Origin of the sequence: Bacillus sp. 0209A, from assembly GCF_036765095.1 — a bacterium.
Classification (GTDB): Bacteria; Bacillota; Bacilli; order Bacillales; family Bacillaceae; genus Bacillus; species Bacillus subtilis_G.
In genome coordinates this window covers 43658-55320 of record NZ_JBAIZV010000010.1, presented here as the reverse complement: position 1 = coordinate 55320, position 11663 = coordinate 43658, and the positions used below count along the sequence as shown (strand labels likewise).

Below are 11663 nucleotides of genomic sequence, written 5' to 3'. Positions count from 1 at the left end.
TAGGGAGCAAGCTCCCATCTGTCCGCTCGACTTGCATGTATTAGGCACGCCGCCAGCGTTCGTCCTGAGCCAGGATCAAACTCTCCGATAAAATGGATCACAGGTTAAGTCCACCGCATCCTGCGGTGACACCTGCGTGACCTGCGTTGTGCAGGCCTAGTTTGACTGACTACGCACATCGCTGTGCGATTTATAAAAAAATGAATTAACAGGTACGTTTTGTCTTGTTTAGTTTTCAAAGATCATTTTGTTCACTTCGTTTAAGCGACTTTATTATTATATCTCATTATCTCAGTGAAGTCAATAACTTTTTTTCAAAGTTTTTTTCGTTATCGCCTTGTTTAGCGGCAACGAATAATAATATACCACCTTGTAAATAATAGTGCAATAGTTTTTTTGAAGAAATACTTAAGAATTTAAAAAGAGCGGCATCCCTTAAATAGAGATGCCGCTCTTCTTTATTAACGCTGTCTCATTTGCGGGAATAACAGCACATCGCGAATAGAAGGTGCATTGGTCAGCAGCATAACCAGACGGTCAATACCGATGCCTAAACCTCCTGTTGGCGGCATACCGTATTCCAGAGCTTCAACAAAGTCTTCATCCATTAAATGAGCTTCATCGTTACCGGCTTCACGTTCTTTTAATTGCGCTTCAAAGCGCTCTCTTTGATCAATAGGATCGTTCAGCTCAGTAAACGCGTTTGCATGTTCACGGCCAACGATAAACAGTTCAAAACGGTCTGTGAAACGCGGGTCCTCAGGATTTTTCTTAGCAAGAGGAGAGATTTCTACAGGGTGTCCGTAGATAAACGTTGGCTGAATAAGCGTTTCTTCAATTTTTTGTTCGAAGAACTCGTTAATGATATGGCCTACTGTCATAGAATCTTTAATCTCTACGCCATGTTCTTTTGCATATTCACGCGCTTGTTCAACAGAAACCTCTTCCCAGAAATCAACGCCAGTCGCTTCTTTGACCGCATCAACCATGTGGATTCTTTTCCATTCCGGTTTAAGGTCGATTTGTTCTTCCCCGTATTGGATCGTAGTTGTTCCAAGCACTTCTTGGGCGATATGAGCAACGAGGTTTTCAGTTAAGCTCATGATATCTTTATAGTCCGCATATGCTTCATATAACTCAATCATCGTGAATTCAGGGTTATGACGTGTAGAGACACCTTCATTACGGAAAACACGGCCGATTTCATATACTTTTTCTAATCCGCCGACAATCAGACGTTTTAGGTGCAATTCGATTGCGATGCGCATATAGAGCGGAATATCTAACGCATTGTGATGGGTGATAAACGGACGTGCAGAAGCGCCCCCAGGAATGCTGTGCATTGTTGGTGTTTCTACTTCTAAGTATCCGTGATCATCAAGGTATCTTCTCATAGCTTGAATGATCTTGCTTCGTGCGATGAACGTATGTTTGCTGTCTGGATTTACGATAAGGTCCAGGTAGCGCTGACGATAGCGCTGCTCAACATCTTTCAAACCATGGTATTTGTCAGGAAGCGGACGAAGCGCTTTTGTCAGCAATTCAAAAGAAGTTGCTTTAACAGACAATTCGCCTACATTTGTTTTGAAGACTTTTCCGGTCACGCCGATAAGATCACCGAGGTCAGAAGACTTGAAGACTTCGTATTGCTCGTCACCAACACTGTCTTTTCTTACGTAGATTTGGATTTGGCCTTCTAAGTCCTGAAGATGCGCAAAGCCGGCTTTTCCTTTGCCGCGTTTTGTCATCATACGGCCTGCGATTGTAACTTCAATCGCTTTTTCTTCCAACTCTTCTTTTGTTAGATCTTGATATGCCGAAATAACTTCCTGAGACTGATGAGTTCTCTCAAAACGCTCACCGAACGGATCAATGCCGTTATCTCTCAGCTGATTCATTTTATCGCGTCTGACTTGCAGCTGGTCGTTCAATTCTTCATGGTTTTGCTCTTCTTGACTCATTGTTATCACTCCATTACAGATATTGTTTCATGAAAGAAGCAGAAAAACTGCCAGCACAAAACTGGCAGTGAGCAGCAAATAGAGGTGAGTATTATCCTACTTTTGCGTCTTGAAGCTCTTTTGCCTCAACTTCAACAGTAAATGCATCTAAAAGCTGTACAAGCTCTTCTCTTGTCTCGCAATGATTGATTTCATTACGAACCTTTGCATTGCCTTTTACACCTTTTAGATACCAAGCAGCGTGTTTTCTCATTTCTCTTACCGCTACGTTTTCACCTTTTAAGTTAATCAGGCGGTCAAGGTGTAGTTTGCATACCGCCATTTTTTCGCGTACTTGCGGCTCTTCTTTTAATTCACCTGTTTCAAGGTATTGAACCGTACGGTAAATCATCCACGGATTGCCCAGTGCGGCGCGTCCAATCATGACACCGTCTACTCCTGTTTCCTCAAGCATACGCTTAGCATCTTGCGGCGTTTTGACATCTCCGTTTCCGATAACCGGAATCGATACTGATTGTTTTACTTCTTTGATGATGTCCCAGTTTGCCGTTCCTTCGTACATCTGCACCCTTGTCCGGCCGTGAAGCGCAACTGCTTTTCCGCCCGCACGTTCTACAGCTTGTGCGTTTTTTATTGCGTAAATGTGGTCTTCATCCCAGCCCATTCTCATTTTCACTGTAACTGGTTTATCAACCGCATTCACTACTGCAGAAACCATTTCATAAATCTTATCAGGATCGAGAAGCCATTTCGCTCCCGCATCACATTTTGTAATCTTTGGTACAGGACATCCCATATTAATATCAATAATATCAGCAGTTGTGTTTTGGTCTACAAACTTTGCCGCTTCCACAAGGTTTTCCTTTTTTCCTCCGAAAATTTGAAGGCTGAGCGGTTTTTCACGTTCATCAATGTAAAGCATACCCATGGTTCTTGCATTGTTGTAAAGGATCGCTTTGTCACTGACCATTTCAGCGCATACCAATCCAGCACCGAATTCCTTTACAGTCAATCTGAATGCCGAGTTGCAGACACCAGCCATCGGGGCAAGCACAACACGGTTTTTCAATTCAATATCACCGATTTTAAACATTTTTAACCTCCCTTCATTTGTTATCTTTTTCTGGCGGCGCTAATTCGTCCGCGCTTATATTTAAAACATCTGCTGCACCTTGAATGATGGCAGCTGACGGCAATCGGTTTCCGCGTTCAATTTCGCCGAGAATAGAAACTGATATACCTAACGCTTTTGCAAATCCTTCTTGAGTATAACCTTTCAGCTTTCTGAATGCACGAATTCGTCTACCCCAGATTTCTGCTTCCATACTCTTACACCTTCTTGGTCTGTTTCCGCGCTTGTTGCCTCTTTTTCAACCTGCGGGCAAATTTCCGCAAGCGGAGCAAGGACAAACATACGCTCATACATTCTCGGGTGCGGAACAATTAGTCGCTCTGTTTCAATATTTTCACGATTAAACAGCAAAATGTCAAGGTCTGCCGTCCGCGGTCCCCATCTCACTTCCCTTGTTCTGCCTAACTCATTTTCTATATGCTGCGTCAGTTCAAGAAGTTCAAAAGGGTTCAGCGACGTCTTGATTTCAACAGCCATATTCAAAAATTCATCTTGATCTTCGTATCCGACCGGGTCAGTTTCGTAAATAGAGGATACTTTAGTCACTGTCACCGCATCATGCTGGTGAAGCAATGCCACCGCTTGCCTTAAATACGTTTCTCTATCTCCAATATTAGACCCAAGCGCAATATAAGCTATGTTGTTCATGATTTTTTTCTCGTGATTTCAACCGCTACTGATTTATAGTGTCCGGGAATTGGCGGATCGGGTTTAATGACTTTCACAGTACATTGCTGCACCGGCTGAAATTTCTCAAGAACAGTTTCAGCAATACGTTCCGCCAGCGTTTCCACCAATTTGACAGGCTCCCCTTCTACGATATCTTTACATACGTGATAGAGCTCAGCATAGTTGATCGTTTGTTCAAGGTCGTCTGTTTGTCCTGCTTTGCTTAAATCCAGCTCAGCGGTTAAATCAACTTTAAACCGCTGACCAAGCTTATTTTCTTCTTTGAACACACCGTGATATCCATAAAACTCCATGCCTTCTACATAGACCTTATCCATGGTGCTCCCCTCCCTTATTCAGCATCGCGTCCATCATTTTCGCCATTCTGGCAATTTGTTTTACGTCATGGACCCTGACAATGTCACAGCCTTTTTGAATGCCGAGACACACAGTCGCACCTGTGCCCTCAGTCCGCTCCTCAGGCGGAAGATCCAGAACACGTCCGATGAATCTTTTTCGGGAGGTTGCCAAAAGCACCGGATACCCCAGTCCGCTGAAAATTTCGAGTTTGTTCATCACTGCCAAATTATCGTGATAGGTTTTCGCGAAACCGATTCCCGGATCAAGAATGATGTTCTTCTCCTCCACACCGGCCTCAACAGCGATTTTCACACTCTCCAATAAGTCCGATAGCATATCCGGTAATAAGTCATTGTAATTTTTCTCTGGTCGGTTATGCATGAGGACAATCGGAACATTGTGTTCAGCTGCAACAGAAGCCATCTTCGGATCATGTTTCGCTCCCCAAATATCATTGATGATGGATGCGCCGGCTTTAACAGCTTCATCTGCGACAGAAGCCTTGTACGTATCTACAGAAATCGGCACGCCCAGTTCTTTTGTGATCCGCTCAATCACAGGAATCACTCTGGACATCTCCTCATCCTCTGACACATACTCGGCGCCGGGCCTTGTGGATTCTCCTCCGATATCAATGATATGGGCACCGTCCTCGATCATCTCTTTCGCGTGCATCAACGCCTTGTCCAAGCTGTCATATTTTCCGCCGTCCGAGAAAGAGTCAGGCGTTACGTTTAAAATACCCATTACCAGTGTCTTCTCTTTATATGATAAAGCGCTGGGCTTAGTGTGGATTACTTGTGTTTGGTCTATCGTTTGCCGCGCCATTCTCTTCCTCCCTTTTCATGAATCATGTTCTTTATTTCTTTTTTGTAAAGCGTTTGAAGAGCAGAGGCAGCTTCTCCGTTTTGGCCCGCATAGTTTACTTCTTCTATTTTAGTAAACGGGATGATTTCCAGAATCGAGTTTGTCATCCACGCTTCGTCAGCTGTCAAAAGAGCTTCCAGCTCGTATCGGCCCGTTTTAAGCTCCAGTCCTATTTTCTTTGCATTTTCAATGACAAAACGTCTCGTGACGCCGTCCAGAATACCTGTGTCAATTGACGGAGTGTAGATGCAGCTCCCTTTTCTCCAGAAAACATTCGATATGATGCCCTCCGCGACAGCTCCATCCTCCGTTAAGAAAATCCCTTCGATACGCGGATCATTTCCGATTTCCCTTTTCGCATACATATTATTTAAATAATGATGAGATTTTAACCGGAACGGCCCTTCTGGTGTGTTTCTGCGTATCGATAAAACCTTGCCTTCTTTTTGGAATGGAAGGCTTTCTGGTTTCAGCTGGTTCACAATGCATAAAACGGTTGGGTTATCGTAAGTCTGGGCAACAAAGCCTTTATCGCTGATTCCGGCTGATATGTTCAATCTGACGCGGGCATTGCCATCCCTGATATCATTCAGCCAAAGCAGCTTGTCCAGCATCTCAAGAATCTCATGCTTTGAAACAGTATATTCGATTTGCAGATCCTGAAGCGCACGCTCAAGCCTTTCTATATGCCAATCAAACAAAAATGGGCAGCCTTCGTAGAGCCTGAAGGTTTCGAAAACACCGATCCCATATAAAAATCCATGGTCAAAAGGAGAAAGAACTGCATCTTTCTCCTCTATATACCGGCCGTTAACATATATCATCACGCAATAACTTCCTTGCGGTATGTCTCAATGAAATTTCTGAGCATTTCTTTCCCAAAGGAGGTCATAATAGACTCCGGATGAAATTGCACACCCTCTATCGGGAGATCATTGTGGCGAATCGCCATGATTTCTCCTTCTTTCGTTCGGGCTGTTACTGTAAAACAGCTTGGCAGCGTCTCAGGTTTTACGATCAGCGAGTGATAACGAGTCGCGACAAGGGGGTTTTTCAAACCTCCAAAGATTGTCTTGCCGTCATGCTCGATATCCGAGGTTTTTCCGTGCATAAGCCGCTCTGCCCTCACCACGTCACCGCCAAACACTTGTGCGATGGACTGATGTCCGAGGCATACACCGAAAATGGGAATTTCCCCTGCAAAATGTTTAATTGCTTCAAGGCTGATTCCTGCCTCATCGGGGCTGCACGGTCCGGGTGAAATCATCAGAAAATCCGGAGACAGTTCGTCAATTTCTTCGATCGTGATGTCGTCATTGCGTTTCACAATCAGTTCTTCCCCAAGCTCGCCCAAATACTGCACCAAGTTGTACGTGAATGAATCGTAGTTATCAATCATTAAAATCATTTCTCCGCTCACCTCATCTGATTTTTGTCTCTGCTTTGCTCAGCTCTAACGCCTTTTGCATCGCAAAAGCTTTTTTGAATGATTCTCTGTATTCGTGCTTTGGAACAGAATCAATCACAACTCCTGCGCCGGACTGCATGAATGCCTGCCCTCCGGTTGCATAAATGGTTCGAATGACGATATTAAACTGCAGATCGTTGTTATATCCAAACCACCCTATAGATCCAGTATAAAGCCCGCGGCGTGTCGGCTCAAGCTCTTCTATAATTTCCATCGTTCTTACTTTGGGAGCACCTGTAATGGTTCCCCCGGGAAATACAGCATGAATAATATCCACAGCATCATATCCATCCTGCAGTTCACCTTGGACGTTAGACACAATGTGCATTACATGCGAGTATTTTTCAATGGCCATGAATTCATTTACGCGCACGGAGCCGTACCGTGATACTCTCCCCAAGTCATTTCGCTCAAGATCAACCAGCATGACATGTTCAGCGCGTTCTTTTTCATTGTGGATCAATTCGTTTACGAGCGCCTTGTCTTCTTCATCGGTTTCCCCTCTGGAACGAGTGCCTGCAATCGGTCTCGTCTCTAATAATTTGCCCTTTTTGCTGACAAGCAGTTCAGGTGATCCGCAAATGATTTGAAAATCAGGTGTTTCTAAATATGACATATAAGGAGAAGGATTTACTTCTCTCAGGGCTTTGTAAATTTGATATGGGTGGGCCGACATTGACTGTGACTGCCTAATTGATAGATTGACTTGAAACACATCTCCGCTGGCAATGTATTGTTTAATTTTCTCTACAGCTTGCGAGAATCCATCCTCGGTAAATGGCGCCGCGAAGGAACCGTCTGTTTCATGCTTCATCTCTCGCGAAGGGACAGCAGGAAGCTCAGCCAGCCACATTCGCTCCAGCTCAGATAACTTTACGTCCGCAGATTCGTGATCAGAACCATTAACATGAGTAATCAGCCACAGAGACTCTTCTTGATGGTCATAAACTGCTATATCATCAAAAACAAGAAAATAAATATCTGGCGTTTCCAAGTCATCTAGTGAGAGCATTTTAAAGTTTTCAATGTAACGTGCGTAATCATAGCTGAGAAACCCGATTGCCCCGCCTTGAAAATCTGGAAGCTCGTGATTTGTTTCTGTTTCCAGCGTTTTAAACCAGCTATGGAAGGCGCGTAATGGATCGCCTTCTTTAAACAGAATTTCATCTCCATGCTTAATCGTGGTAATCCCGTCTTTTCCTTTTACTGTCGCAATTGGATCAAGACCGGCTATACTGTATCTGCCGCCTCTTGCACTTTCAAGCAGCACATGCTGTTTTTTGGATCGCGCAAGTTTCTCAAATTGTTGTAAGAATGAATCTTTTTGAAAAGGTACTTTTTTGCCTGCCGGTCTGCGTTGTGCCATTTATATCATTCCTCTATTTTCTTTTTTGCTTGTTTTTTATTGTAAAGCAATCTTGTTAGTGAAAAAAGTGAATTTCTCTTCCAAGAATAACATTCGTCACAGACACGGCATATTTGATGCACGAATATAAAAAAACTCCCGGCGGACCGGGAGTTTGGCTTTTTTAATCGAATTGATACAGCGGCGTGCTCAGATAACGTTCACCGTTACTTGGAATGACGGCCAATACTTTTTTGCCTTTTCCGAGTTTTTTCGCTACTTGAAGAGCAGCATAAATTGCCGCGCCTGATGAGATGCCTCCGAGAATTCCTTCTTCACGTGCAGCTCTGCGCGCATATTCGAATGCTTCTTCATTCTTCACAGGGAAGATTTCATCGTATACTTCTGTATTTAAGATGTCAGGCACAAATCCAGCTCCGATTCCCTGAATTTTATGAGGGCCTGGTTTTCCTCCTGAAAGCACGGGAGAGTCTGACGGTTCAACAGCGTAAATTTTGACGGAAGGGTATGCTTCCTTCAGAACTTCGCCAGCCCCTGTAATCGTTCCACCTGTACCGATACCGGCTACAAATGCATCAAGCTGATCATCACCAAATTGCTCAACGATTTCTTTACCCGTTGTTTGGCGGTGAATTTCTGGGTTAGAAGGATTATTGAACTGTTGCGGCACAAAGTATCCGTTCTTTTCAGCAAGCTCTTCAGCTTTCTTAATCGCGCCTTTCATGCCTTCCGCGCCAGGAGTCAGCACAAGCTCAGCACCGTATGCGCGAAGAAGGTTGCGGCGCTCCATGCTCATTGTATCAGGCATAACCAAAATGGCTTTTAATCCTTTAGCCGCAGCAACCATCGCAAGCCCGATTCCAGTATTTCCGCTTGTCGGTTCAATGATTGTGTCACCAGCTTTTAATTTCCCTTCTTTTTCAGCAGCTTCAATCATAGCTAAACCGATACGGTCTTTTACACTGCTTCCAGGGTTCATGTATTCAAGCTTTAGATATACATCTGCACTGTTTTCATCTGCAAGGCGATTTAATTTAACGATTGGCGTATTCCCGATTAATTCAGTAATGGAGTTTGCTACACGTACCATTCTCGACACCTCAATTTCCGACTATTTGTATTGGTATTATGTATATAATCTATCAATTTCAAAATTTTTTGTCAATCATTTAGTACTTTTTTCCCCATAAAACCAAGATACATCGGCTTCTTTCCAAAGCGTTTTGACTGTCGCTTTATCACCTAACTGATCCATTGCGATTTGCCGTCTGATCTGATCCTTCACTTCATCATATGAGAATGTTCTCGCCTTTAGTTTTTCTTTCAGCTGAATAACGGCATATCCATTACTGACCTTTATCGGTTCGTCAGACCATTCATCCTCTTTGAGTGTTTTTGCTTCTTCAATGTATGCTGACGGAATGTTGTCTGATGCTTCTGTGACAAAACCTAAATCTCCGCCGTATGGTGATGTGTATCTGTCTGTAGACCTTTCCGCCGCAACAGCTTCAAAGCTTGAGCCGCCTTTCAGTTCCTTCAGGACTTCTTTCGCTTCTTCTTCATCTTTTACAACAATGTGCCGAATTCGATACGAATCATCAAACTGATACAGTTCTTTATTTTTATTATAGAATGATTTCTTTTCTTTGTTTGAGATATCAATATCCTTTGTTAACAAGTCTTCAAGGAGGATATTATAACGAATTTGGTCTTTCCACTCTTTCTCTGTTGTACGTTCGTCTTCGTAAAAGGAATTGTTGACCGCTTTAATCAGCAAAAACTCCCCATCAATTTCACTTTTAGACACTTTGAGATTGTTCTTTTTGGCGAGCTGCTCAACGACTTGGACATTGATCATATCTTCAAGTGTCGATTTCCCATATTGATCTTCCATTTCTTTCAGCCATTCTTGTCTTGTCACACTTTTGCCTCCGACAGTCGCAATAGACTCATCGGATGGCGATGCACCGGCTTGGGATTTTGTCAGCGTATATGCAACGGCAATACAACAAGCCAACAGCGCCCCTAAAATAATGGTCCAGATTGTTCTTGATTTCAAACCTGCTTTCAGCCCCTTTTCTCAAATTCAAAAAACCCGCTAAAGAGCTTAGCGGGTAGTTTGGTCACGAAGCCCTTCCAGCTCTTCTTTTGTAAATAAGTACTTTTCATTACAAAAATGGCATACTGCTTCGGCTTGTCCATCTTCTTCTATCATATCTTGTATTTCTTTTTTGCCTAGTCCTAAAATGGCTGTTTCGAAACGTTCTTTTGAACAAGGACAATGGAATCTAACAGGCATCGTTTCCAAAATCTCATGCTTCTCACCTAGGACTTCTTCTAATATTTCTTCTGGTGTAAGGCCTTTTTGGATGAGCTTAGAAATCGGCTCTACTTGGGATAGACGCTGTTCAATTTTTGTGATGGTTTCATCATCGGTTCCCGGCATAAGCTGAATAATAAAGCCGCCTGCCGCAAGAATGGTGTTGTCAGGATTCACGAGCACACCGACACCCACAGATGAAGGAACCTGCTCCGACGACACAAGATAGTAGGTGAAATCATCTCCCAATTCTCCTGAAACAATTTCTACTTGTCCTGTGAAAAACTCACGCAACCCTAAATCTTTTACGACACTTAACGTTCCGCTTGTTCCAACAGCACGTCTAACATCAAGCTTGCCTTGTTCATTTAAATCAAAATGAACTTGCGGGTTAGAGACATATGCTCTGACTTCTCCTTTTGCATTGGCATCAGCCACAATTGCTCCGATTGGACCTCCGCCCTCGACTTTCACAGTCAGCTTATCATCGCCCTTCAGCATAGCCCCGAGCATAAGAGAAGCTGTCATTGTTCGGCCCAGTGCAGCGGATGCTGTCGGCCACGTGCCATGTCGTCTTTGTCCCTCGTTTACCATATCAGTTGTTCTCGCTGCATAAGCGCGCACTTTTCCGTCATACGCAAGTGCTTTTATTAAATAATCCATTACAAAACCTCCTATACACTTCCTACGCGGTTTCGTTCATAAATCAATTCCAGCCCTTTTAAGGTCAAGAATGGATCAACGATATCTATGCAATCTGATTCATTTGCAATGAGCGACGCAAGGCCTCCTGTCGCAATGACCTTTGGTTCCTGTTTTGCCTGCCATTTTATTCGCTTGACGATTCCTTCCACTTGACCGACATAGCCAAATAAAATTCCAGATTGCATCGCGCTAACAGTGTTTTTTCCGATAATATTGTCAGGCCGGGTGATTTCGATACGTGGGAGCTTTGCCGCACGCGAGTAAAGCGCCTCTGTTGAAATCGTAATCCCAGGAGCAATCGCCCCGCCCATGTATTGTTTGTTTTCATCAATATAGCAATACGTTGTAGCAGTTCCAAAATCAACAACAATTAACGGATTGCCGTATAAGTGTATTGCAGCGACAGCATTTACGATTCTGTCTGCTCCCACTTCTTTCGGATTGTCATATTTTATATTTAAACCTGTCTTCATACCCGGACCGACAATTTGCGGTTCGATATGAAAGTATTTTGTGCACATTCTTTCTAATGCAAACATGATCGGCGGCACTACTGATGAAATAATAATGCCATCTATCTGTTCAAACATGAGCCCGGAATGCTCGAATAAGGAGCGCAAAATCATCCCAAACTCATCTTCTGTTTTATGCCTGCTTGTTTCTATACGCCAGTGATATTCTAATTCTCCATTATGGTATACACCAAGTACAGTATTGGTGTTCCCCACATCAATAACCAGTAACAACCTCTATCACCACTTTTGAATAGTTTCTCTGCATTACTTTTACAAACATTCTACAATACCTTACACGAT

The 11663-nt window shown here is 43.4% G+C and carries 13 protein-coding genes and 1 rRNA gene; all 14 read right to left on the bottom strand.

Going from position 1 to position 11663, the window contains the following annotated elements:
* Window positions 1-91 (bottom strand): 16S ribosomal RNA (locus V6D44_RS20755); the annotation flags it as partial.
* A 370-nt stretch (window positions 92-461) separates the two neighbouring features.
* The gene (gene lysS / locus V6D44_RS20750) at window positions 462-1961 is read right to left on the bottom strand and encodes a lysine--tRNA ligase (RefSeq protein WP_087991848.1); all 1500 of its coding nucleotides are present in this window, start codon (window positions 1959-1961) and stop codon (window positions 462-464) included.
* Between the two features lie 91 nt (window positions 1962-2052).
* Window positions 2053-3054 carry a tRNA dihydrouridine synthase DusB gene (dusB, locus tag V6D44_RS20745; protein WP_253268767.1) on the bottom strand — a complete coding sequence of 334 codons (1002 nt, stop codon included), beginning with the start codon at window positions 3052-3054 and terminating at the stop codon, window positions 2053-2055.
* Between the two features lie 13 nt (window positions 3055-3067).
* Window positions 3068-3286, bottom strand: coding sequence for a helix-turn-helix domain-containing protein (locus V6D44_RS20740; protein WP_014112324.1), 219 nt, complete (start codon window positions 3284-3286; stop codon window positions 3068-3070).
* Entirely contained in the window at window positions 3238-3741 is a 504-nt protein-coding gene (gene folK / locus V6D44_RS20735; protein WP_253268766.1) for a 2-amino-4-hydroxy-6-hydroxymethyldihydropteridine diphosphokinase, read from the bottom strand. The genes V6D44_RS20740 and folK overlap by 49 nt, the downstream gene beginning before the upstream one ends.
* A complete protein-coding gene (gene folB, locus V6D44_RS20730) occupies window positions 3738-4100 on the bottom strand; it encodes a dihydroneopterin aldolase (RefSeq protein WP_087991852.1) in 363 nt (120 codons plus the stop codon). The genes folK and folB overlap by 4 nt, the downstream gene beginning before the upstream one ends.
* The gene (gene folP / locus V6D44_RS20725) at window positions 4093-4950 is read right to left on the bottom strand and encodes a dihydropteroate synthase (protein WP_253268765.1); all 858 of its coding nucleotides are present in this window, start codon (window positions 4948-4950) and stop codon (window positions 4093-4095) included. The genes folB and folP overlap by 8 nt, the downstream gene beginning before the upstream one ends.
* Window positions 4932-5813 carry an aminodeoxychorismate lyase gene (gene pabC, locus V6D44_RS20720; protein WP_087991854.1) on the bottom strand — a complete coding sequence of 294 codons (882 nt, stop codon included), beginning with the start codon at window positions 5811-5813 and terminating at the stop codon, window positions 4932-4934. The genes folP and pabC overlap by 19 nt, the downstream gene beginning before the upstream one ends.
* Window positions 5813-6397, bottom strand: a complete 585-nt coding sequence (pabA, locus tag V6D44_RS20715) for an aminodeoxychorismate/anthranilate synthase component II (RefSeq protein WP_087991855.1) — start codon at window positions 6395-6397, stop codon at window positions 5813-5815. Before pabA ends, pabC begins: the two co-directional genes overlap by 1 nt.
* A 13-nt stretch (window positions 6398-6410) precedes the next feature.
* Window positions 6411-7823: an anthranilate synthase component I family protein gene (locus tag V6D44_RS20710; protein ID WP_087991856.1), complete on the bottom strand. Its 1413-nt coding sequence runs from the start codon at window positions 7821-7823 to the stop codon at window positions 6411-6413.
* A 163-nt stretch (window positions 7824-7986) separates the two neighbouring features.
* On the bottom strand, window positions 7987-8913 hold the full coding sequence (gene cysK / locus V6D44_RS20705; protein ID WP_087991857.1) for a cysteine synthase A: 927 nt from the start codon (window positions 8911-8913) through the stop codon (window positions 7987-7989).
* A gap of 75 nt (window positions 8914-8988) precedes the next feature.
* Window positions 8989-9882, bottom strand: a complete 894-nt coding sequence (locus tag V6D44_RS20700) for a peptidyl-prolyl cis-trans isomerase (RefSeq protein ID WP_087991858.1) — start codon at window positions 9880-9882, stop codon at window positions 8989-8991.
* Between the two features lie 48 nt (window positions 9883-9930).
* Entirely contained in the window at window positions 9931-10806 is an 876-nt protein-coding gene (hslO, locus tag V6D44_RS20695; RefSeq protein WP_202329163.1) for a redox-regulated molecular chaperone HslO, read from the bottom strand.
* Between the two features lie 11 nt (window positions 10807-10817).
* Window positions 10818-11594, bottom strand: a complete 777-nt coding sequence (locus V6D44_RS20690) for a type III pantothenate kinase (RefSeq protein ID WP_202329164.1) — start codon at window positions 11592-11594, stop codon at window positions 10818-10820.
* Between the last annotated feature and the right edge of the window lie 69 nt (window positions 11595-11663).